The organism is Pseudolabrys sp., assembly GCF_035943735.1.
Classification (GTDB): Bacteria; Pseudomonadota; Alphaproteobacteria; order Rhizobiales; family Xanthobacteraceae; genus Pseudolabrys.
The window spans coordinates 296,058-317,509 of sequence record NZ_DASZBV010000006.1; the positions used below are offsets into that span (position 1 = coordinate 296,058).

Here is a 21,452-nt window from a genome sequence, read left to right on the forward strand (position 1 = left end):
GACCGACCATTAAGGCTGACGAACTATCCCTTTGCGGTGAGGACGGGGGGAAGCCGTTGGCGAGCCACATCCAGACCGCTGGAGCGTCGCAGGCGCGCGCGCGGCGCATGCTGTCGGGGTCGCGGCTGATCGTCGTCCTGGCGCTGCTCGCGCTCGGCGCCAGCATTGTGACCACCGGGGTCGGCTACAGCCTCGCGCGGCAGAGCGACGAGCGCTTGGGGGCCGACCAGCGCACGGCGCTGCGCGGCGCGATCGCCGATTTCCGCACCTGGTTTGGCCAGACCGGCGCGCTCGATCCGCGCTTCGTCCGCACCGTCGAGCACAGTGTCAACATCCGCGGGCTGACTTTCGAGGCGGAGCCGAGCTCTGACGCCGGCGAGTCGCAGCCGGTGATCGACGCCGACGGCCGCATCGCCGGATTCTTCAGCTGGGAGCGGCCGCACCCGATGATGACGGCGATGAACCGGCTGGCGCCGCTGATCGCCGGCATCACCGCCGTGCTCGTCGGCTTCGCCGCCTTCTCCCTGTGGCAACTGCGCCGCGCCGGCCGCGATCTCGCCGCCAGCGAGGAGATGGCGCGCCGCGCCGCCGACGAGGACAAGCTTACGCGGCTGCCCAATCACGCCAAGGTGCTCGAACTGCTCGACCTCGCACTCGCCGAACGCACCATGGACGAGGTGACCACCTTCGCCTTGATCGAGGTCGACGGCATGGATGACGTGACCGCGCATCACGGCGTGCTCGGCAGCGATGAATTGATCGTGGCGGCGGCCGGGCGGCTGAAGGAGTCGCTGCCGCCGCAGGCGGTCTGCGGCCGCATCGCCGCCGACGAATTCGCCGTCATCTTCACGGCGGTCGGCGAGATCGATGCGGAAACGGTGCTGCGCGCCGCCATCGAGGCGCTGGCGCGTCCTTACTGGGTGGACACGGTGGTCAGGCTGAGCGCGCATTGCGGCTTCGCGCAGGCGCCGGGGCACGGCGCCACACGCGGCGAACTGGCGCGGCGCACCGAGATCGCCCTGCGCGCCGCCGACAGCAAGGGGCCGGGCACGATCGTCGCCTTCGAGCCGTCGCTCGACACGCTCTCGGCGGAGCAGCGTTTCATCCATCGCGAATTGCCGCGCGCCATCACCGCCAACGAGATGGAACTGCACTACCAGCCGATCGTCTCCGCCGACAACAGCGCCGTGCTCGGCGTCGAGGCGCTGCTGCGCTGGACGCACGCGACCAAGGGTCCGATCTCGCCGGCGGCCTTCGTGCCCGTCGCCGAGCAGATGGGGCTGATGGACACGCTCGGCGCCTTTGTGCTGCGCAAGGCGCTGCAGGAGGCCAAGCGCTGGCCGGAACTCTACGTTGCGGTGAACCTGTCGCCGCTGCAGGTGCGCGACCGCAGCATCATCGACACGGTACGTTCGGCGCTCGAAGACAGCGGCGTGCCGCCGTCGCGCCTGATGCTCGAGATCACCGAGGGCGTGCTGATCGACAATCCCGACGAGATGATCCGGCGCATCGGGGACCTGCACGCGCTCGGCGTGCGCATCGCACTCGACGATTTCGGCTCCGGCTATTCCAACCTCAGCTACCTGCAGCGCTTCCCGCTCGACAAGCTCAAGATCGACCGGAGCTTCGTCGCGGTGCTCGGCCAGTCCGGCAACGGTGGCGTCATCATCCAGGCCATCGTTGCGCTCGGCCGCGCGCTCGGCCTCTCGATCACCGTCGAGGGCGTCGAGACCGAGCAGCAGCGTGTGCTGCTGCGGCTCGCCGGCTGCGACGAGATGCAGGGCTTCCTGTTCGCGCGGCCGGCGCCGCCCAAGGCGATCGACAGGCTCATCGCGGGGTCGAAGCCCGGCGGTCGTGCGGCGCTGACAGCCTGACAACGAGCGGCTAGAGTTTCCGCGGGTTGCGATGGCGTCGACGAGGCGCCTCTGGAGGCGGGTGCATGATTCCGAACGCGTGGAGCGGCTTCGATTTCGGTCTTGGCGCCGACAACGACATGCTGCGCAAGTCGGTCGCCGATTTCGCCGCCGACAAGATCGCGCCGCGCGCCGCCGAGATCGACCGCTCCAACCAGTTCCCGCGCGACCTGTGGCCGGAGATGGGCGCGCTCGGCTTGCACGGCATCACCGTCGAAGAGGAGTACGGCGGCTCCGGCCTCGGCTACCTCGCGCACTGCCTCGCCATGGAGGAGGTGTCGCGCGCCTCGGCCGCGGTCGGCCTCTCCTACGGCGCCCATTCCAATCTCTGCGTCAACCAGATCAGGCGCAACGGCACAGCGGAGCAGAAGCGCAAATATCTGCCGAAGCTGGTGTCCGGCGAGCACGTCGGCGCGCTGGCGATGTCGGAGCCGAGTGCCGGCTCCGACGTCGTTTCGATGCGCACGCGCGCCGACAAGAAGGGTGACCGTTACATCCTCAACGGGTCGAAGATGTGGATCACCAACGGGCCGCACGCCGACACGCTCGTCGTCTACGCCAAGACTGATCCGACCGCCGGCTCGCGCGGCATCACCGCTTTCATTGTCGAGAAGGGGATGAAGGGCTTTGCCCCGGCGCAGAAGCTGGACAAGCTCGGCATGCGCGGCTCCGACACCTCGGAACTCGTGTTCACCGACTGCGAGGTGCCGGCGGACAACGTGCTCGGCGCCATCGGCAACGGCGTCAACGTGCTGATGTCCGGTCTCGATTACGAGCGGGTCGTGCTCGCCGCCGGTCCGCTCGGCATCATGCAGGCGTGCATGGACGTGGTTGTGCCGTACATGCACCAGCGCCAGCAGTTCGGACAGCCGATCGGCCGCTTCCAGATGATGCAGGGCAAGCTCGCCGACATGTACGTGACGATGAATGCTGCCAAGGCCTACGTCTACGCCGTGGCGCGCGCCTGCGACGAGGGGCGCACGACGCGCGAGGACGCCGCCGGCGCGATCCTCTACGCGGCGGAGCGGGCGACCTGGATGGCGCTCGAAGCAATCCAGTGCCTCGGCGGCGCCGGTTACATCAATGAGACCGCAACCGGGCGTCTCTTGCGCGACGCCAAGCTCTACGAGATCGGCGCCGGCACGAGCGAGATCCGCCGCATGCTGATTGGACGCGAGATATTCGAGAAGACGCGGTAGGGGCCCTACCGCATCTTCAGCACGATGACCTGATCGCTGCTCGGATCGGTCTGCTTGCGCAGCTTGGCGACCTCCGCCGCCGTCACCGCCGGCGCCTGATTGCCCCAGCCGTTGCGGATGAACGTGACGACGTCGGCGATCTCCTGATCGGAATATTGCTGCCGGAATTGCGGCATGCGGTAGGAGTCCGGCGTGCCCTTCACGACCAGCGGGTTCGAGCCGTTCAAGACGAGGTTGATGAGCGATGAGGGGTTCTTGTCGAGGACGACCGGGTTGCCGGCAAGTGGCGGGAGGTAAGGGGCAAAGCCCTTGCCGTCGAAGCCGTGGCAGTTGGCGCAGGTGCCGGTGAAGACTGCCGCGCCGGGCTCTTTCGCGTGACCGCTGTGCAGCGCCGCCGTGGTGGCGTCGTTATAGGCAACCGCAGCCTGCGCCGAGGCCGCCGGCAACGATTTGAGGTACTCCGCGATCGCATTGAGATCGTCGTCCGAGAGATAGGGCGTGCTGTTGTTGACGACGTCGATCATCGAGCCGAAGGCGGTGGCGTGCCGGTTATGGCCGTCCTTGAGAAACGCGACGATGTCGGCCTTCGACCAGCCGCCAAGACCAACGCGCGGATTGCCGCGCAGGTCCGGCGCGTACCAGGCGTCGAGCTCCGCACCCGACAGATAATCCGAGCCGGACTCGTCGAGCGCCTTCTCCTGCCAGGCGAAGCCGCGATCTGTATGGCAGGCGCCGCAATGGCCGAGGCCCTGCACGAGATAGGCGCCGCGATTCCAGGCCGCGTCGCGATCGCTCTTGTTGATGTAGCTTCCGCCGGTCGTGAACACCGCATCCCAGATCGCCAGCGGCCAGCGCATGTTCCACGGCGAGGAGATTTCGCTTTTGATATTCGCCTGGTGCACGGGCGGCACCTGCTTCATGAAGAACTCGTAGAGGGCCTTCACGTCCGCGTCGGTGAGCTTGGCGTAGGACGGGTAGGGCATCGCCGGATAGAGCCGATGCCCGTCCTTGGCGATGCCGCGGCGGAGCGCATTGTCGAAGTCGGCGAGCGTGTAGCCGCCGATGCCGGTCTCGCCGTCCGGCGTGATGTTGGTCGAGTAGATGGCGCCGAGCGGCGTGCCCATCTTGAGGCCGCCGGCGAAGGCTTTGCCGCCCGGCACCGAGTGGCAGGCGACGCAGTCGCCGGCGCGCGCCAGATATTCGCCCTGGCTTTTGGGAGCAGAGACGCTCTCGTCGGCCCGCGCGGCTGCGCCGGCCATCAGCAATGCGAACGCGCCAAAAAGCGCCTTTGAAACGATGGTCACGGCCCTGGTCTCCCCGGCAGGTGTCGTCCGCTTTTTGAAATCCGGCAACCGCGTGGCTGGCTCTCCTGAGAGCTGCGGCTGCCGGGGCGGGACCTGCGTGCTTTAATTTGTCTGGAAGGCTTGTCGATGGACGCGCGGGCGGCTTGGTGCCGCTCCGCGCGCAGGGTTTGTTGGGTCAACCCGGCCTAGACCGAGCTGCGCAGGTCGATATCGCTGATCGGCAACGTCCTGATGCGCTTGCCCGTGGCGGCGAAGATGGCGTTTGCCACCGCCGCGGCGATCGGCGGGACGGCCGGCTCGCCGGCGCCGCCCCATTTCTTGCCGCCGCTTGGCACGAGATGCACGTCGATCTTCGGCGCCTGCGCCAGACGCACCATGCGGTAGGTGTCGAAATTGCCCTGCACGGCGGCACCGTCCTTGATGGTGATCTTGCCGTAGAGCGCGGCGCTCAGGCCGAAGATCACCGACCCTTCGGCCTGCTCGGCGATGGTCTGCGGATTGACCATGTAGCGCGTGTCGAGCGCCACCGTGACCCGGTTCACCTTCACGTTCCCATCGGGCGTGACGGTGACCTCGGCGACCTGCGCGCAGAGGCTGTCGGTATCGGTGCAGATGGCGATGCCGCGGCCGGTGCCCTTGGGCAACGGCTTGCCCCAGTCGCCCTTCTCGGCGGCGGTGTCTAGCACCTTCAGCCAGTCAGACTTCCCCGCGAGCAGCTTGCGCCGCATCTGGTAGGGATCGATCCCGTTCGCCGCCGCCATTTCGTCGACGAAGCTTTCGATGGCGAAGACGTGCTGATTGGCTCCGGGCGACCGCCAGAACCACACCGGCAGGTGCGTGTTCTTGACCAGCGACTGAACGCGCGTGTTCGGCACGTTGTAGCCGTTGTCCTCCAGACCGGCGACGGTCTGGGGCTCGACCTTGTTGGCCGGCCACTTCCGGCCGACCGAGTGGAAGATCGACGAGGTGACGACCCGCATCGACCACGCGGTTGGCGTGCCGTCGTCGCCGGTGGCGGCCTTGAAAGCGACCACGGCGTGCGGCCGGAATTTGTCCTGTCGCGTGTCCTCTTCGCGCGTCCACACCAGCTTGACCGGACGATTCACCACCTTGGCGATGGCGATGGCCTGCGCGAGTTCGTCGTTGCCGTCGCGGCGGCCGAAGCCGCCGCCGACGAATGCGTTGTGCACGTAGACCTGTTCAGGCTTGAGGCCGGAGGCCTTCGCTGCCGCCTCGAGGGCTTCGAGGGGGTCCTGCGTCCCGAACCAGACGTCGAGCCGGTCGGGCTGCAGATGCACCGTCGCGTTCATCGGCTCCATCGGCGAATGCGACAAATACGGCGTCTCGTAGATCGCCTCGAACGTCTTCTTTGCGCCCGGGAACGCTTTGTCGACGTCGCCGTCGTTGCGCGCGGTCAGCATCTGATCATTCAGCGCTGCCCGGTACTGCTTCGACAGCGTCTCGCTGTCGACCTTGCCGGCCTCTCCGACATCCCATTCCGGCTGCAGGCGGGAGAGCGCCCGCTTGGCGCGCCAGTAGGTGTCGGTCGCCACCACAGCCACGGCGTCGGGCAGCTTCACGACCTGCAATACGCCCGGCGCGCCCTTGAGCACGGTCTCGTCGACGCTCTTGAGCTTGCCGCCGGGGACCGGGCACGCCGTGATCGCGGCGAACACCATGCCCGGCACCTGCGCGTCGATGCCGAACTTGGCCGAGCCGTCGGTCTTGTGCACGACGTCGATGCGCGGCAGCGCCTTCGGGATGAAGGTGAACTGCGCCGGTGTCTTGATCGCCGGCTCCTTGGCCAGCGTGACCTTCGCCGCGTCGGCGGCGAGTTCGCCGTAACGCAAGGTGCGGCTGGACGGCTTGTGCGTGACCACGCTGTTGGCCGCCGCGCATTCCGTCGCCGGCACGCTCCAGCGTGTCGCCGCCGCCTGGATCAGGCGCTCGCGCGCGCTGGCGCCGACCTGCTGCATCTTCTTCTGCGAGAACCGCACCGACATGCTGCCGTGCGAGTACATCGGTCCGTAGACCTTGTTCTCGCGGATATTGCGGTTGGGCGAGGCGTATTCGATGCGCACCTTCGACCAGTCGCATTGCAGTTCTTCGGCGATCATCATCGGCAGCGCGGTCATGCTGCCCTGGCCCATTTCCGAGCGCTGGTAGCGGATCAGGATGGAGTCGTCCGGATCGACGGCGATCCAGGCGTCGATTTCGTTCGGCGCGGAGGCGTTGTCGTCGTTCCACGGCTGCGCCGTGACGGCGGCAGCGTGGGCGGCGCGCGGCAGGCCGCCGATGCCGATCATGAATCCGCCGGCGGCGGTGGCGGCGGTGAGGATGAAATGGCGGCGGCTCAACTTCGGAGCGATGCGGGTCCCGTGCATGGTGCCCTCCTCAGGCTTTCAACATGTCGGCGGCGCGATGAATGGCGCGACGCAGGCGCTCGTAAGTTCCGCAGCGGCATATGTTGGTGAGGTTGGCATCGATTTCCGCGTCGGTCGGATTGGGGAAGTCCTTCAGGAACGCGACCGTGGCCATGATCTGTCCCGATTGGCAGTAACCGCATTGCGGCACGTCTTCCGCGACCCAGGCGCGCTGCACAGGGTGGCTGTTGTCCGGCGAGAGGCCTTCGATGGTCGTGATCTTGGCGCCGTCGAGCGCGCCGATCGGCACCGAGCACGAGCGCATCGGTCTGCCGTTGAGATGCACTGTGCACGCGCCGCATTGGGCGATGCCGCAGCCGAATTTGGTGCCGGTCAGGCCGACGATGTCGCGCAACACCCACAGGAGTGGCGTATCCGGCTCGATGTCGACCTGGTGCGAAGTTCCGTTGACCTGGATGGTGATCACCGTGGCTCTCCTCAGAGGTGGGTGATGCAGCTCGGCGACGGACTTACGGTCACGTCGCGTCGGAACCAGACTAGCAGCGCGATTGGCCCGCGTCCAAGATGCAATGCATTATCGCCATCACAAGGCGGGGACCGGCGGCACTGAGTTACCGGACGCCTCTAAATTGAAAGATGCGTCAGGTTTCCGCGCGCCGCTTTTCGCAATTTGCAATATCGTGGAACGGCGATCGCAGGCCATGATGGTACCGGAATGCGTTTATGCTGCGGTGCGTCAAGGCCGACCGTAGGCTCGGTCGGCCCTCAGGGCGCCGTTAAGGTTCCATTTCTGCGAATCACCTAGGCCTCTGGCCGATCTCGGTTGCGGGAGGGGAAGCCATGATGCGGGTGCGGCTGAAGGCCGACGGGCGGATCGTCGAAATCCTTGCCGATGGCAGCGAGAAGGGGATGGATCACTCCGATCCGGCCGCCTTCGTGCGCCAGGTGCGCGCGCGTTGCGGCCTGACCCAGGTGGCGTTTGCCGAGAGCATCGAGGTGCCGCTCGAGACGGTGCGCAACTGGGAGCAGGGCAAGCGCTCGCCGCGGGGACCGGCGCGCGCGCTTCTGAAATTGATCGACCGCGTGCCTGATACGGCCTTCGCCGCACTCGGCGGTCGGCGTTAGGCCGTCGCCGCGCGCCGCTTCTCCGGCAGGCGCGCGAGTTTCATCAAGAGATACATCGCGACGAGCACAGCGGCGTAGACGATGAGCTGCATGCCGCTTGGCCGCGCCGTGTAGCCGATCAGCGTGTGCAGCAGCCGGCCGGGGATGCTGTCTTCGGTCAGCAGCCACGACGTGTCCCAGACGGTGCGGTCGAACACGGTCAGCACGCCGCCATTATCGAGGAATTGGACCGACTGCGCCGCCATGCCGGCCGCGAGCAGCGCGATCAGCCAACTCGTCACTGCAAAGATGTAGCGCTGCGGAATGGCGAGCAGGCCGAAATAGGTCAGCGCCGTGAAGGCGGCGCCGGCGGCGACGCCGAGCAGGCCGCCGACGAACAGTGCGCCCACCGACGTGCCCGAGGCGACGATGCCATAGAGGAAGAGCACCACCTCGGAGCCCTCGCGCAGCACGGCGAGGCCTACGACCACGGCAAGCGCAGTGAGCGGTCTGGCGCCCTCGCTGACGTCTGTGCCGATACGCCGCATCTCGGCGGCGATCTCGCGGCCGTGCCGCGACATCCAGGCGTTGTGCCACATCAGCATGACCACGGCGATGCCGAGCACGGCGGCGTTGAACATCTCCTGGCCGGCGCCCTGGAAGGCCTCGGAAATGGCGCCGGCGAAGGCGGCGACGATGGCGGCGCCGGCGAGCCCGCCGGTAATGCCGAACGCGATCCAGCGGCCCCGGCCGTCGACGCCTCTGGTCGCCGCCATGACGATGCCGACGATCAAGCCTGCCTCGATGACTTCGCGGAATACGATGATCAGTGCGCCGAGCATTGCCTTGCCAGTCCGGGCGGGTCGTACCGCCTTAAATAGTGCCCTTGCGGGCTTACCAAGGGGTCAAAAGCGACGGATGCAAGACATATTTCGCTTTCTTTAATTATTCCAATCTCAGGAGATCGGGCAAAGGTCTGAGCTTGCGGCGATTGTTGCAGCGGCCATGTCACGAAAAATTTTGGTGAGCCGCCGGCCGCGGGCCAACCGGGAGTGACCCCGGTTGGCAGCCGGGCACCGACCGGGCATTCTCCGCCGCAACGTCACCGACCAGAAACTGCCGCCGAGGGAGAATATCGCGATGCAATTCGTCGAAGCACATGGCGCCCGGATTCCCCAGATCGGGCTTGGCACCATGACCCTGAAAGGGGATGTCTGCGTCCAGGCGGTGAAGACCGCGCTGCAGGTCGGCTACACCCATCTCGACACCGCGTGGTTCTACGGTAACGAGAAGGACGTCGGCGAGGGCCTGCGCCAGTCCGGCATCAAGCGCGAGAACGTGTTCATCTGCACCAAGGTGCGCGAGACGCATCTCGAGCCGGACAAATTTCGCCAGTCGCTGAGCGAAAGTCTCGCCAACCTGCAACTGCCTTACGTCGATCTGTTGCTCATCCACTGGAACAACAAGGACATCCCGTTCAAGACCTCTGTCGGCGCCCTCTGCCAGGCCAAGAAGGACGGCTTCGCCAAGCATGTCGGCGTCGCCAATTTCACCACCAAGATGCTCGACGACGCCTGGGCGGCGACGAGCGAGCCGCTGGTCTGCAACCAGATCGAGATGCATCCCTTCATCAACCAGGACAAGGTGCTGGCGACCAGCAAGAAGCACGGCATGGCGGTGGTCGCCTATTGCCCGATCGCGCGCGGCAAGGTGCCGGGCGCCGACGCGCTCGAGCGCATCGGCAAGGCGCACGGCAAGAGCGCGGCGCAGGTCTCGCTGCGCTATCTGGTGCAGATGGGCGTCTGCGCCATCCCGCGCTCCGACAAGCCGGACCATCTCAAGGCCAACCTCGACGTCTTCGATTTCAAGTTGGCGGACGCCGAGATGGCCGAATTGAAAAAGCTCAATGACACCAATATGCGCGTGGTCAACCCGCCGCACGCGCCGGTGTGGGATACGCCGTGATCCGCGCCGCGGTCGTCGCGACCGCGCTGCTGCTCGTGTGGCCGCTCGCTGCACGGGCGGCACCGGACGCCAAGGCGACGCGAAAGATCGAGGATTGCATCAAGACCGCGGCGCCGGCCGGCAAGCCGGCGAGCGACGCCGAACGCTGCATCGGCATCGTCTCCAATCCATGCCTCAACGACGACAAAACGAAGTCGACCGCGGACATGAACGCCTGCGTCGACCGCGAGCACGCAGTCTGGGACGACATCCTCAACGAGACCTTCCGCCGCCTGCGCGAGAAACTCGACGAGACGCAGCGCGTTAAGCTGCGCGAGATGCAGCGCGCCTGGCTCGCCGATCGGGAGAAGACATGCGCCTTCTACTGGGACTTCTACCAGGGCACGATGGCGAGCCCGATGGCGTCGGCCTGCGTCAACCGCGAGACGGCGCGGCGCGCGCTGTTTTTGCTGGGCTTCCTCAACGACTGATCGCGGTGAGCCGATGCAAGTGGTGAAAGCCAAGGGCTTCGACATTCCGATCGTCGGCCTCGGCACATGGATGCTGCGCGGCCGCGACTGCGCGCGGCTGACCGAGCAGGCGATCCGGCTCGGCTACCGGCACATCGACACCGCGCAGATGTACGGCAACGAGCACGATGTGGGCGATGGCGTTCGCGCCTCCGGCAAACGCGCCGAGGTGATGGTCACCACCAAGATCCAGCCGAGCCTCCTGTCGGCGCGCGACGTCGACCGTTCGGTCAAGGAGAGCCTGGCGCATCTGCGCCTCGATCACATCGACCTCTTGCTGATCCATTGGCCGAACCCGCGCGTGCCGCTTGCCGAGACGCTCGGCGCCATGGCCAAGCTCAAACAGGAAGGCCTGGTGCGGGCGCTCGGCGTGTCCAACTTCACGGTGGCGCTGCTCGACGAGGCGAACAAGGTGTCGCCGGAGCCGCTGGTCTGCAACCAGATCGAGATGCATCCCTTCCTCGACCAGTCGAAGGTCATCGCCGCCTGCAGGCGTCACGGCATGGCGGTCGTCGCCTACAGCCCGATCGCGCGCGGCGGTGCGCCGGAGGACGCGGTGCTCGGCCGCATCGGCAAGGCGCACGGCAAGAGCGCGGCGCAGGTGTCGCTGCGCTTCCTGGTGCAGCAAGGGATCGTCGTCATCCCGCGCACCAGCAAGGTCGAGCGCTTGGAGGAGAACATCGCGCTGTTCGACTTCGCCCTCACCGAGGCGGAGATGGCCGAGATCGCCGGGCTCGGCCGCCGCGGCGACCGCATCGTCGACTGGACCTGGTCGCCGAAGTGGGATTGAGGCCGGCGCCGCGAGGGGCGACAAAGCCGGGCCGGGCAGGCTAGAACCCGGCCGATGACGATCTCCCCCGACACCGCTTTGGTCCTCTTCTCCGGCGGCCAGGATTCCTCCGTGTGCCTCGCCTGGGCGTTGACGCGTTTTACCCGCGTCGAGACGGTCGGCTTCGACTATGGCCAGCGGCACGCGGTCGAGCTCGACGTGCGGCCGCGCCTGCGCGCCGGCATCGCCGCCCTCGACGCCGCGTGGGGGAGCCGCCTCGGCGACGACCACGTCATCCGCATCGACGCGCTGGCCGAGATCTCGGAGACCGCGCTCACCCGCGACGTCGCCATCGAGATTGCCGAGAACGGTTTGCCGACCACCTTCGTACCGGCGCGCAACCTGATCTTCCTCAGCTTCGCCGCGGCGCTTGCCTATCGGCGCGGCGCCGCCCATCTGGTCGCCGGGATGTGCGAGACGGACTATTCCGGCTATCCGGACTGCCGCGACGAAACCATAAAGGCCATGCAGAAGGCCCTCACGCTCGGCCTCGATCGCGATCTCGCCGTCCATACGCCGCTGATGTGGATCGACAAGGCGGCCACCTTCGCGATTGCCGAGGATCTGGGCGGGCAGGGCTTGCTTGATCTCGTCATCGAGGACAGCCATAGCTGTTATCTCGGCGACCGCACGCACCGCCACGATTGGGGCTATGGCTGCGGCCAATGCCCCGCCTGCCGCCTGCGCGCGCAGGGCTATGCCACCTATATCGAAAGACGACGACAGACGTGATGGACAACGATAATCGACGCCGCAGCGAGGGCTTCGCCTTCCTCGTCCTGTTCTGCCTGACCATTCCGGCCGCGAACTGGATGATCGGCCATGTCGGCACCGCTTGCCTTACCAACGGACCCTGCGTGCTGCCGGTCGCGCCCGGGCTCATGGCGCCCTCGGGCGTGATGATGGTCGGCGCGGCCCTGGTGCTGCGCGACTTGGTGCAGCGCCGGCTCGGCGCCGGCTTCGGCCTCGGCGCCATCGTCGTCGGCGCGCTGATCTCGTGGGCGCTGGCGCCGGCCGCGCTGGTCATCGCCTCGACCGCCGCCTTCCTGCTCTCGGAGTTCGCCGACTTCGCCGTCTACACGCCGCTGGCGCGCCGCCGCCTCGTGCTCGCGGTGATGGCCTCGAGCGTTGCCGGCCTCGTCGTCGACTCCATCGTCTTCCTGTGGCTCGCCTTCGGCTCGCTCGACTTCCTCGGCGGACAGATCGTCGGCAAGCTCTGGATGGTGCTAATCGCCACCCCGCTCATCGCCTGGCTCCGCCGCCGCGACGAGCGGCTCGGCCTTTCTCCCGCCTGACCGGACCGCCCCATGACCGCTACGCTTGATGCGCTGAAAAACATCACCACCGGCACCATCACCACGATGCTCTTGAAGAAGGGCATCCGCCACGCCTGGATGAAGGGCGCGATGCCCTTCGGCTTCTCCGGCAAGCGCGTGGTCGGCCCCGCCTTCACGCTGCGTTTCGTGCCGGTGCGCGAGGACCTCGCCACGCCGGAAAGCTGGATGAAACCGATCTCGACGCGCGGCGCCATCGAGGCGATGCCGGCGGATTGCGTCGTCGTCGCCGACGCCATGGGCGTCACCGGCGCCGGCATCTTCGGCGACATCCTCTGCATGCGCATGGTCAAGCGCGGCGTCACGGCGCTGATCACCGACGGCGTCATGCGCGACAAGCACGGCGTGCTCGGCACCGGACTGCCCGTTTGGTGCCAGGGCGTCGCCGCGCCGGCGTCTGTCAACCAGCTCACCTTCGTCGGCTGGAACGAGCCGATCGGCTGCGGCGGCACTGCGATCTTTCCCGGCGACATCATCGTCGCCGACGATGACGGCGCGGTGGTGATCCCAAAGGATCTCGCCGACTTCGTCGCCACCGAAGGCGCCGAGCACGAACTGCTCGAGACCTGGCTGGTGCAGGAAGTGGAGAAGGGGCATCAGCTGCTCGGCCTCTATCCGCCGAACGAAGAGAACAAGAAGCGCTACGAGGCCTGGAAGAAGTCGCGCTGATGTTCTTCGTCCTGTCGAAGACCGTCGCCTTCCTGCTGCTGCCCTCCAATCTCATTCTGCTGATCGGCCTCGCCGGCGTGATCCTGCTGTTCACGCACCATCGGCGGCTCGGCCGCTCGCTGTGCGTGCTGGCGATCGCCCTGTTGCTGATCGTCGGGTTCCTTCCCGTCGGCGCCACGCTCGATAGCATTCTGGAGAACCGCTTTCCCGTATGGGACCCGGCGCGCGGCGCGCCGGACGGCATCATCGTGCTGGGCGGCGCCATCAATCCCGTCCTCTCGCAGGCGCGCGGGCAGGTCGCGCTCGCCGACAGCGCCGAGCGGGTCACGGTCGTCGCAAAGCTGGCGCGCGATTATCCGAAGGCGCGCATCGTATTTTCCGGCGGCAATGCGGCGCTCTTTCCGCAGGCGCCGCCGGAAGCGGACTTCGTGCTGCCGCTGTGGGAGAGCTTCGGCATCGCGCGCGATCGCGTCATGCTCGAGACGCGCTCGCGCAACACCGCTGAGAACGCTGCTTTCACCAAGGCGCTGATTCAGCCGAAGCCGGGCGAGCGCTGGCTCTTGGTGACCTCGGCACAGCACATGCCGCGCGCCATCGGCTGTTTCCGCCGCGTCGGCTTTGCGGTGGAAGCCTATCCGGTCGACTGGCACACGAGGCCGCACTGGCGCTTCGCGCTGTCGCGCAGTATCGGCGGTGGCCTCGCGCGGACCGATTTGGCCGCGCATGAATGGGGAGGGCTCGTTGCCTATTGGCTGACGGGACGCACCAGCGCGCTGTTGCCGGCGCCCTGAAGCGTCAGCGCTTGCGCGCCTTGCGGCAGAAAGCCTCGTAGACGGCGCCGATGACCGTGCGCGCTTCCTCGCTGGCGAGGCTGTAGTAGATCGCCTTGCCTTCACGGCGCGTGGCGACCAGACCGTCGGCGCGCAGACGCGCGAGCTGTTGCGACACGGTCGGCTGGCGCAGCGACAGGATCTCCTCGAGCTCGCCGACCGACTTCTCGCCTTCCGCGAGAATGCACAACATCATCCACCGGCTCTCATGCGCGAGCGCCTTCAGGAAGTCGGTGGCGCGCTGTGCGTTATCTGACATTCGCTGAAGATCGGGCTTGCGGTCGCGACCTTCCGTGAGCTGCGCATCCATCGTTCGACTCGTCGCGTTCATCCTGCGGCCTTATACAGGACACCAATTTACACCATACAGCGGGTTTTGCACCGGTTGAGTGCATCCTGCGACCGTTTCGCACGCCTCGTGCCGGCGCAGCCGGGCCACTGAAGCGCAGGCGAAAGCCCAATTAGCGACCGCATGAATTTCATGATGCGATAATGTCACTGGCCGGGGCGAAAAACACAAAGGGCGCCGTGCGGCGCCCTTCATCGCGAGCCAGACGCGTAAGCGCGGCTTACTTGATCTTACCCTCGCGGTACTCGACGTGCTTCTTGGCGACCGGGTCGTACTTCTTCTTCACGAGCTTGTCGGTCTGCGTGCGCGAGTTCTTCTTGGTCACGTAGTAGTGGCCAGTGCCGGCGCTCGACACGAGCTTGATCTTCAGGCTGATGGCTTTGGCCATGGCTTATAGTCCTCGAAAACGGAATGCGGCGATGTCAGGGGTGCCTTTGGCGGCGGAAACTAGCGGCTAAGGCCCAAATGTCAAGGAAAGGCGGGCCTACGGCTTCACAGCAGTTCCCGGTGGTAGACTTGGTTTTCCATGAAGTAGAAGGGGACGGGCAGGCTGTGCTTGAGGCCACCTTCCACCCGCGCCAGTAACTCCTCCAGCACCACGCCGGTGATGGTCGGCATGTCGTGCTGCGCCGCCTGTTCGATCGGGGTCCAGGTCAGCTCCACCAACTCGGAATCGGGCCCGACCACGCCCTCGATGCGATGGGCGATGGCCGTGGCATCGACGGTGAAGAAGCGGGTGTCGAAGCGCTTCGGCCGCCGCGGTGGGGTGATGGCGCGAGCGATGAAGTGGATCTGGCCGAGGTCGGGGTGGACTTTAGCCTTGGCGAATTCGGCCCAGATCTCGCCCGGGGTGGACGGCGGCTCGTCGCGCTTGGCCCCGAGCAGGAGGCCGGTCTCCTCCGCCGTCTCGCGAATGGCGGTGAGCGCGAGGGCGCGGGCGAAATCGGCGCTCGGGGAGGCGACCCGAACATTCAGTTTAGCTTGAATGTCAGGGTGCAAGTCGCTGAGGGAGCTCATTTCTGCGTCGTGTGGCTCCAGCCGGCCGCCGGGAAAGACGAACTTGCCGGGCATGAACTTGTGGCCGTGATGGCGGCGGCCGAGCAGCACCTTCGGCAGCGTCCCGGAGCGGTCGATCAGCATCAGGGTGGCGGCATCGCGCGGCACGCTGTCGGGAAATGACTGGTCGCGCTCGGACCTGGTCATCCGGTCGGCCCAAACCTGGCCGAGATGCGAAGTGTCCCTCATGAATGCTTCCGTCCCTTCCGCTTCCTGCTGCCGCGCTGACGCCGGTCGTCGCGCTTCTCCCGCCGCGCCTCGAACCGCGGCCGGCGGGGCGCGCCGCCTTTGCGCCCGGCCGACAGAAGCTCGAATCGTAGCGCCCCGGCAACCGGCGCGGCCTCGACCAGCTTCACCGTGACATTGTCGCCCAGCCGGTAGGTCTCGCCCGAGTGCTTGCCGACCATGGCGTGGCGCGCCTCGTCGTAATGGAAATATTCGTCGCCGATGGTGCGCGCCGGCACGAAGCCGTCTGCACCGGTCTCGTGCAGCTTCACGAACAGGCCGGCGCGAGTGACGCCGGAGACGCGGCCGTCGAAGGAGGCGCCGACGCGGTCGGCGAGATGATGCGCGATCAGCCGGTCGGTGGTCTCGCGCTCGGCCAGCATCGCGCGCCGCTCGGTGGCGGAGATGGCAGCGGCGATCTCGCCGAGCAGCTTCGGATCGGCATTCTCGGCGAGCCCATCTGGGCCGAGGCTCATGGCGCGGATCAGCCCGCGATGCACGACGAGATCGGCGTAGCGGCGGATGGGCGAGGTGAAGTGCGCGTAGCGGCGCAGGTTGAGGCCGAAATGACCGTAGTTCTCGGACGCGTATTCGGCCTGCGACTGCGAGCGCAGCACCACTTCATTGACCAAGGTTTCGGCGTCGCGGCCCTTCACCTGGCGCAGCACGCGGTTGAAGGCCTCGGGACGCAGCGCGCCGGCCTTGGCGAAGGCGATGTCGAGCGTCTGCAGGAATTCGCGCAGGGCGTTGACCTTCTCCAGCGACGGCTCGTCGTGGACGCGGTAGATCAGCGGCACGCGGGCCTTCTCGAGCGTCTCGGCGGCGGCGACATTGGCGAGGATCATGAACTCCTCGATCAGCCGATGCGCCTCGAGCCGCTCCGGCACGATGACGCGGTCGACGGTGCCGTCGCCTTTGAGCAGAATCTTGCGCTCGGGCAGGTCGAGATCGAGCGGCGCGCGCTCGTTGCGGGCCTTCACCAGGGTCTCGTAGGCGGCGTAAAGCGGCTTGAGGATCGGCTCGACCAGCGGCTCGCTCTCTTCGTCGCCGCGGCCCGATATGGCGAGTTGCGCCTGCTCGTAGGAGAGCTTGGCCGCCGAGCGCATCATGATGCGGTGGAATGTGTGGGAGCGCTTGCGGCCGTCGGCGCCGATGATCATGCGCACGGCGAGGGCGGGGCGTTCCACCTGCGGGCGCAGCGAGCAGAGATCGTTGGAGATGCGCTCCGGCAGCATCGGCACGACGCGGTCGGGGAAATAGACCGAGTTGCCGCGCACCAGCGCCTCGTGGTCGAGCGCCGAGCCAGGCGTGACGTAATGCGCGACGTCGGCGATGGCGACGTTGACGATGAAGCCGCCGTCGCGCTCCTCGGCGTGCACGGCGTCGTCGTGGTCCTTGGCGTCGGGCGGATCGATAGTGACGAAGGGAACGTCGCGCCAGTCCTCGCGATGCGCCATCGTCGCGGGCTTGGCGGCTTCCGCTTCCGCCATGGTCTCGCGGCGGAAGACGTGCGGGATGCCGTGCGCGTTGATGGCGATGAGGCTGACCGCGCGTTCGCTCGAGAGCGAGCCGAGCCTCTCGACGACGCGGCCGGAGGCCAGGCCGAGGCGGCCGATGCGGGACGTCTCGACCGCGACGAGGTCGCCATCCTGCGCGTCGCCGGTCGCGCCTTCCGGAATGATCAACTCCTTGCCGAGCATCTTCTTGTCGACCGGTTCGAGTCGGCCGCCGCCGCGCGGGCCCTTGCGGAAGATGCCGAGCACGCGGTGCTTCGGCCGGTCGATGACGCGGATGACCTGGCCGCGGTGGCGGATGCCGGCGTCCTCTTCGGTCTCTTCGACGCGCAGCAACACGCGGTCGCCCAGGCCGGCGGCCTCGCCGCGGCGCGCATGGCGCGGCACGAGGATGCGAATCTTCGGCGGGGCACCGTGCGCCTCCTCGTCCCATTCGTCCGGGGTGGCGATGAGATCGCCGTCACTGTCGCGCGCGACGACGTCGGCGAGCACGGTCGAGGGCAGGGCGCCGGGATGATGCAGCTTCTTGTGGCGCGTCTCGACGGCGCCTTCGTCGGCGAGGTCACGCAGCAGGCGCTTCAATTCGGCGCGCAGCGCGTTCTTCAGCCCGAAGGCACGGGCGATTTCGCGGGTGCCGACCTTACCCGGCTGGGCACGGATGAAGGCGAGGATGTCGGCCTTGGGCGGAAGGGAGGTCGCGTTGCTTTTGGTTTTGCTCAAAATGAATGTCCGGCGCCGGCGGGGCGCTTCGATGTCGGTAATGTAATGATTGGCTGAAAGGTTCGCCAGCGCGCGCTGATTTCACCACTCATTCCCGCACAAGCGGGAATCCAGCGCTGACTCACAGTTGGGTCCCCATCGCAAGTCGGCTACAGCCGACTTGCGCACCGTTAATGGTAGACATCGGGTAAACCCGATGTCTACGCGCGGGGACGAGCGGAGTGTGTAGTGAGGCTCAGTCCGCCGCCTTCTTGCGCGCGGGTTTGGGCGCAGCCTTCTTCGGCGCGGCGGCCTTGACCGCTTTGCCGGAGGCGGTCTTGCGGCCCGCGGCGCGACGGGCGGTCGAAGCCGCCGCTTCGGGCTTGGCCTCCGCCTTGTCCGCCTTGGCCTTCTTCGGCGCAGCTTTCGCCTTGCCCTTCTTCTTGCCGCCGCCCATCGCGGCGCGCGCATCGATCAGCGATACCGCCTGCTCGAGCGTCACCATCTCCGGCGTGATGTCGTTCGGCAGCGTCGCGTTGACGCCGTCATGGCTGACGTAAGGGCCGTAGCGGCCCTTCTTGACCACGATCGGCCCGCCCTTGTCGGGATGGTCGCCGAGCGGTTTGCCGGGATCGGCGCCGAAGCGGCTGCGGCCGGGCTTGAGCTTCTTCTCGGCGATGAGCGTGACGGCGCGGTTGAGGCCGACGGTCATCACCTCGTCGCCGTCCTCGAGGCTGGCGTAGACCTTGCCGTGTTTCACGTAAGGGCCAAAGCGGCCGATGCCGGCGACGATCATCTCGCCGTCTTCCGGATGCGGGCCGACGTCGCGCGGCAGCGCTAGCAGGCCGAGCGCCTTTTCCAGATCGACGTCGTCGGGCGTCACGCCCTTCGGAATGCCGGCGCGTTTTGGTTTCTCCGCATCCTTCTCTTTCGACGCTTCGCCGAGCTGCAGATAGGGGCCGAAGCGGCCGCCGCGCAAGGTCACTTCGAGGCCGGTCGCCGGATCCTCGCCGATCACCTTGGTGCCGGAAACGCCGCCTTGCGCACCCGGCGTCATCTGCCGGGTGAAGTTGCATTCCGGATAGTTCGAGCAGCCGATGAAGGCGCCGAAGCGGCCGAGCTTGAGCGAGAGCTTGCCGGTCTCGCAGTTCGGGCACTTGCGGCGATCGCTGCCGTCCGCCGGCTGCGGGAAGATGTGCGGCTCGAGCAGGTCGTTGAGCGCGTCGAGCACGTTGGTGACGCGCAACTCCTTGATGTCGTTCACCGCGCCGATGAAGTCGGTCCAGAAGTCGTGCAGCACCGTCTTCCACGCGACCTCGTTGTTAGACACGCGGTCGAGCTGCTCTTCGAGATTGGCGGTGAAATCATATTCGACGTATTTCTGAAAGAAGCTCTCGAGAAAGCCGACGACGACGCGGCCCTTGTCCTCGGGCATCAGTCGCTTCTTGTCTATGCGCACGTAACCGCGGTCCTGCAGCACCTGCAGGATGGCGGCGTAGGTCGAGGGACGGCCGATGCCGAGCTCCTCCATGCGCTTGACGAGAGCGGCTTCCGAATAGCGCGGCGGCGGCTCGGTGAAATGCTGCGTCGAGGTGATCGCCTGCTTGGCGAGCGCCTCGCCCTCATTCACGGCGGGCAGGCGGCGCGATTCATCGTCATCGGCGGCCTCGTCCTGACCTTCCTGGTAGAGCGTGAGGAAGCCGTCGAACTTCACCACCTGGCCGGTGGCGCGCAGCTCGATATTGCGCGCGCCCACCTTCGCCGCGATATCGACGGTGGTGCGCTCGAGCTCGGCCCCCTGCATCTGGCTCGCCACCGCGCGATTCCAGATCAGTTCGTAGAGGCGGGCCTGATCGCGGTCGAGACTGCGTGCCACGTTGTTCGGGAGCCGGTTCGGATCGGTCGGACGCACGGCTTCGTGGGCTTCCTGCGCGTTCTTCGACTTGTTCTGGTACTGGCGCGGTGCATCCGGCACGTAATCCTTGCCGTACTGCTTGCCGATCATGCCGCGCACGGCCGTGATCGCCTCCGGCGCCATGTCGATGCCGTCGGTCCGCATATAGGTGATGAGGCCGACGGTCTCGCCGCCGATGTCGATGCCTTCGTAGAGACGCTGCGCCAGCCGCATCGTGTGCGCCGGCGAGAAGCCGAGCTTGCGGCTCGCTTCCTGCTGCATCGTCGAGGTCGTGAACGGCGGCGGCGGATTGCGCCGCGCGGGCTTGGCCTCGACCGAGACGACCTTGAAGGCGGCGTTCTCGAGATCGCGGGTGAAGGCTTCGGCTTCCGCGCCGGAGCCGATGTCGAGACGCTGGATCTTCTGCCCGTCGGCGCCGACGAGGCGCGCCTCGAACACGTCGTTGCGCGGCGTCGCGAGCCTGGCGACGATCGACCAGTATTCGCGCGCGACGAACTTCTCGATCTCGAGCTCGCGGTCGCAGACGAGGCGTAGCGCCACCGACTGCACGCGGCCGGCCGAGCGGGCGCCCGGCAGTTTGCGCCAGAGCACCGGCGAGAGCGTGAAGCCGACGAGATAATCGAGCGCGCGGCGCGCCAGATAGGCGTCTACCAAAGCGGTGTCGATCGCGCGTGGATGCTTCATCGCATCGAGGATCGACTGCTTGGTAATGGCATTGAACACGACGCGCTCGACCGGCTGCTTGGTCAGCGCCTTCTTCTGGCGGAGCACTTCCAGGACGTGCCAGGAGATGGCCTCGCCTTCGCGATCCGGGTCGGTGGCGAGGATGAGCTTGTCGGCGCCCTTGAGCGCCCGGGCGATGTCGTTGACGCGCTGGTTCGACTTGGCGTCGACCTCCCAGATCATGCGGAAGTCTTGCTCGGGATCGACCGAACCGTCCTTGGCCGGCAGGTCGCGGATATGGCCAAAGGAGGCCAGCACCTCGTAGTCGGGGCCCAGATATTTGTTGATCGTCTTCGCCTTGGCCGGCGACTCAACAACGACGATATTCATGTAAATCCAATGGTTTACTGGCGAAAGCCAGGGTCGGTAACGGGCGGAATCGGCGCCGGTACCGCCGGGAACATGGGGAAGCGCCCCCTTCAAGTCAAATGGGCGCCTCGACGCGGGCGCGCTCAGAGCAGTCAAATCTGGCACAAACGGGGCCGTAATCTTTTACGCTCGATTACAACCATAAGATGTATTTTAGATATGATACGACTTATAGGATTAACTTTTCCACGGCGTTGTGTATCTTCGGTTGCAGGGCGACGTAAGGTCGAACGGAGCGGGACTCGGGTGTCGACAAACAATCCGAAAAACAGTTTCGAACCGAACGGCCGCTCGGCGGTCGCGAGCTACGTCGCGACGCTGTCCGCCGATCTTGCCGCCCTTGCCCGCCGCTCCGGGCTCGACACCATCGGCTACCTCCTCGAGATGGTGCGGCTGGAAGCGGAGAGCGCCGCGCGTCAGGGCGGGCCGGTGGTCCGCCGCTGATCATCACAGGTTTGGCGCGATTCTCCACAGGGCCGGTCGGCTTGCCATCGGGGCTGGCGTTCCGAACCGAAGGCTGCCCGATCAGCTGGGCTCTTTCGGATCTCGATTGAGGCCTATC

The 21,452-nt window shown here is 66.6% G+C and carries 20 protein-coding genes; 11 read left to right on the plus strand and 9 right to left on the minus strand.

Going from position 1 to position 21,452, the window contains the following annotated elements; all coding sequences use genetic code 11:
- The first annotated feature begins 56 nt into the window (after positions 1–56).
- On the plus strand, positions 57–1,874 hold the full coding sequence (locus VGV41_RS04475) for a bifunctional diguanylate cyclase/phosphodiesterase (RefSeq protein ID WP_326862451.1): 1,818 nt from the start codon (positions 57–59) through the stop codon (positions 1,872–1,874).
- A 65-nt stretch (positions 1,875–1,939) separates the two neighbouring features.
- Positions 1,940–3,112, plus strand: a complete 1,173-nt coding sequence (locus VGV41_RS04480; RefSeq protein WP_326862452.1) for an isovaleryl-CoA dehydrogenase — start codon at positions 1,940–1,942, stop codon at positions 3,110–3,112.
- 5 nt (positions 3,113–3,117) lie between these two features.
- Here VGV41_RS04480 and VGV41_RS04485 read toward each other — a convergent pair whose 3' ends face one another.
- The 3 genes from VGV41_RS04485 to VGV41_RS04495 form a co-directional block, all read right to left on the minus strand.
- Positions 3,118–4,416: a cytochrome c gene (locus tag VGV41_RS04485; protein ID WP_326862453.1), complete on the minus strand. Its 1,299-nt coding sequence runs from the start codon at positions 4,414–4,416 to the stop codon at positions 3,118–3,120.
- Positions 4,417–4,601: 185 nt separating this feature from the next.
- The gene (locus tag VGV41_RS04490; RefSeq protein WP_326862454.1) at positions 4,602–6,800 is read right to left on the minus strand and encodes a xanthine dehydrogenase family protein molybdopterin-binding subunit; all 2,199 of its coding nucleotides are present in this window, start codon (positions 6,798–6,800) and stop codon (positions 4,602–4,604) included.
- Between the two features lie 10 nt (positions 6,801–6,810).
- Positions 6,811–7,266, minus strand: a complete 456-nt coding sequence (locus tag VGV41_RS04495) for a (2Fe-2S)-binding protein (protein ID WP_326862455.1) — start codon at positions 7,264–7,266, stop codon at positions 6,811–6,813.
- Positions 7,267–7,640: 374 nt separating this feature from the next.
- On the opposite strand from VGV41_RS04495, the gene VGV41_RS04500 reads away from it, so the two are divergent.
- The gene (locus tag VGV41_RS04500; protein WP_326862456.1) at positions 7,641–7,925 is read left to right on the plus strand and encodes a helix-turn-helix domain-containing protein; all 285 of its coding nucleotides are present in this window, start codon (positions 7,641–7,643) and stop codon (positions 7,923–7,925) included.
- Here VGV41_RS04500 and VGV41_RS04505 read toward each other — a convergent pair.
- Positions 7,922–8,746 carry an FTR1 family iron permease gene (locus VGV41_RS04505; RefSeq protein ID WP_326862457.1) on the minus strand — a complete coding sequence of 275 codons (825 nt, stop codon included), beginning with the start codon at positions 8,744–8,746 and terminating at the stop codon, positions 7,922–7,924. The two genes, VGV41_RS04500 and VGV41_RS04505, sit on opposite strands and share 4 nt — an antisense overlap.
- A 298-nt stretch (positions 8,747–9,044) precedes the next feature.
- Between VGV41_RS04505 and VGV41_RS04510 the strand changes: the two genes are divergently transcribed.
- The 7 genes from VGV41_RS04510 to VGV41_RS04540 are packed head-to-tail and all read left to right on the plus strand — an operon-like array spanning position 9,045 to position 14,001.
- The gene (locus tag VGV41_RS04510) at positions 9,045–9,869 is read left to right on the plus strand and encodes an aldo/keto reductase (protein ID WP_326862458.1); all 825 of its coding nucleotides are present in this window, start codon (positions 9,045–9,047) and stop codon (positions 9,867–9,869) included.
- Entirely contained in the window at positions 9,866–10,339 is a 474-nt protein-coding gene (locus VGV41_RS04515) for a lysozyme inhibitor LprI family protein (RefSeq protein WP_326862459.1), read from the plus strand. The genes VGV41_RS04510 and VGV41_RS04515 overlap by 4 nt, the downstream gene beginning before the upstream one ends.
- A gap of 13 nt (positions 10,340–10,352) precedes the next feature.
- On the plus strand, positions 10,353–11,168 hold the full coding sequence (locus VGV41_RS04520) for an aldo/keto reductase (RefSeq protein ID WP_326862460.1): 816 nt from the start codon (positions 10,353–10,355) through the stop codon (positions 11,166–11,168).
- A gap of 54 nt (positions 11,169–11,222) precedes the next feature.
- Positions 11,223–11,939, plus strand: coding sequence for a 7-cyano-7-deazaguanine synthase QueC (gene queC, locus VGV41_RS04525; protein ID WP_326862461.1), 717 nt, complete (start codon positions 11,223–11,225; stop codon positions 11,937–11,939).
- Entirely contained in the window at positions 11,939–12,502 is a 564-nt protein-coding gene (locus VGV41_RS04530) for a VUT family protein (protein ID WP_326862462.1), read from the plus strand. The genes queC and VGV41_RS04530 overlap by 1 nt, the downstream gene beginning before the upstream one ends.
- Positions 12,503–12,514: 12 nt before the next feature.
- A complete protein-coding gene (locus tag VGV41_RS04535; protein WP_326862463.1) occupies positions 12,515–13,210 on the plus strand; it encodes a ribonuclease activity regulator RraA in 696 nt (231 codons plus the stop codon).
- The gene (locus tag VGV41_RS04540) at positions 13,210–14,001 is read left to right on the plus strand and encodes a YdcF family protein (RefSeq protein WP_326862464.1); all 792 of its coding nucleotides are present in this window, start codon (positions 13,210–13,212) and stop codon (positions 13,999–14,001) included. Before VGV41_RS04535 ends, VGV41_RS04540 begins: the two co-directional genes overlap by 1 nt.
- 4 nt (positions 14,002–14,005) lie before the next feature.
- On the opposite strand, the gene VGV41_RS04545 is transcribed toward VGV41_RS04540, so the two are convergent.
- The 5 genes from VGV41_RS04545 to topA all read right to left on the minus strand — a co-directional run bounded on the left by VGV41_RS04545 (position 14,006) and on the right by topA (position 20,851).
- Positions 14,006–14,299, minus strand: a complete 294-nt coding sequence (locus VGV41_RS04545; protein WP_326862465.1) for a metalloregulator ArsR/SmtB family transcription factor — start codon at positions 14,297–14,299, stop codon at positions 14,006–14,008.
- A 310-nt stretch (positions 14,300–14,609) separates the two neighbouring features.
- Complete coding sequence (gene rpmG, locus VGV41_RS04550) at positions 14,610–14,777, minus strand: 50S ribosomal protein L33 (RefSeq protein WP_326862467.1); 168 nt, start codon at positions 14,775–14,777, stop codon at positions 14,610–14,612.
- A 104-nt stretch (positions 14,778–14,881) separates the two neighbouring features.
- The gene (locus VGV41_RS04555) at positions 14,882–15,634 is read right to left on the minus strand and encodes an NUDIX hydrolase (protein WP_326862468.1); all 753 of its coding nucleotides are present in this window, start codon (positions 15,632–15,634) and stop codon (positions 14,882–14,884) included.
- Complete coding sequence (gene rnr, locus VGV41_RS04560; RefSeq protein ID WP_326862469.1) at positions 15,631–17,904, minus strand: ribonuclease R; 2,274 nt, start codon at positions 17,902–17,904, stop codon at positions 15,631–15,633. The genes VGV41_RS04555 and rnr overlap by 4 nt, the downstream gene beginning before the upstream one ends.
- Before the next feature lie 235 nt (positions 17,905–18,139).
- The gene (gene topA, locus VGV41_RS04565) at positions 18,140–20,851 is read right to left on the minus strand and encodes a type I DNA topoisomerase (protein WP_326862470.1); all 2,712 of its coding nucleotides are present in this window, start codon (positions 20,849–20,851) and stop codon (positions 18,140–18,142) included.
- Positions 20,852–21,136: 285 nt separating this feature from the next.
- On the opposite strand from topA, the gene VGV41_RS04570 reads away from it, so the two are divergent.
- Entirely contained in the window at positions 21,137–21,334 is a 198-nt protein-coding gene (locus tag VGV41_RS04570) for a hypothetical protein (RefSeq protein ID WP_326862471.1), read from the plus strand.
- Positions 21,335–21,452 lie beyond the last annotated feature (118 nt).

Coding starts and splice junctions, on each gene's coding strand:
- VGV41_RS04480 (WP_326862452.1), top strand. CDS start 1,940: ATGATTCCGAACGCGTGGAGCGGCTTCGATTTCGGTCTTGGCGCCGAC.
- VGV41_RS04490 (WP_326862454.1), bottom strand. CDS start 6,800: ATGCACGGGACCCGCATCGCTCCGAAGTTGAGCCGCCGCCATTTCATC.
- VGV41_RS04500 (WP_326862456.1), top strand. CDS start 7,641: ATGATGCGGGTGCGGCTGAAGGCCGACGGGCGGATCGTCGAAATCCTT.
- VGV41_RS04505 (WP_326862457.1), bottom strand. CDS start 8,746: ATGCTCGGCGCACTGATCATCGTATTCCGCGAAGTCATCGAGGCAGGC.
- VGV41_RS04510 (WP_326862458.1), top strand. CDS start 9,045: ATGCAATTCGTCGAAGCACATGGCGCCCGGATTCCCCAGATCGGGCTT.
- VGV41_RS04520 (WP_326862460.1), top strand. CDS start 10,353: ATGCAAGTGGTGAAAGCCAAGGGCTTCGACATTCCGATCGTCGGCCTC.
- queC (WP_326862461.1), top strand. CDS start 11,223: ATGACGATCTCCCCCGACACCGCTTTGGTCCTCTTCTCCGGCGGCCAG.
- VGV41_RS04530 (WP_326862462.1), top strand. CDS start 11,939: ATGGACAACGATAATCGACGCCGCAGCGAGGGCTTCGCCTTCCTCGTC.
- VGV41_RS04535 (WP_326862463.1), top strand. CDS start 12,515: ATGACCGCTACGCTTGATGCGCTGAAAAACATCACCACCGGCACCATC.
- VGV41_RS04540 (WP_326862464.1), top strand. CDS start 13,210: ATGTTCTTCGTCCTGTCGAAGACCGTCGCCTTCCTGCTGCTGCCCTCC.
- VGV41_RS04545 (WP_326862465.1), bottom strand. CDS start 14,299: ATGTCAGATAACGCACAGCGCGCCACCGACTTCCTGAAGGCGCTCGCG.
- rpmG (WP_326862467.1), bottom strand. CDS start 14,777: ATGGCCAAAGCCATCAGCCTGAAGATCAAGCTCGTGTCGAGCGCCGGC.
- VGV41_RS04555 (WP_326862468.1), bottom strand. CDS start 15,634: ATGAGGGACACTTCGCATCTCGGCCAGGTTTGGGCCGACCGGATGACC.
- topA (WP_326862470.1), bottom strand. CDS start 20,851: ATGAATATCGTCGTTGTTGAGTCGCCGGCCAAGGCGAAGACGATCAAC.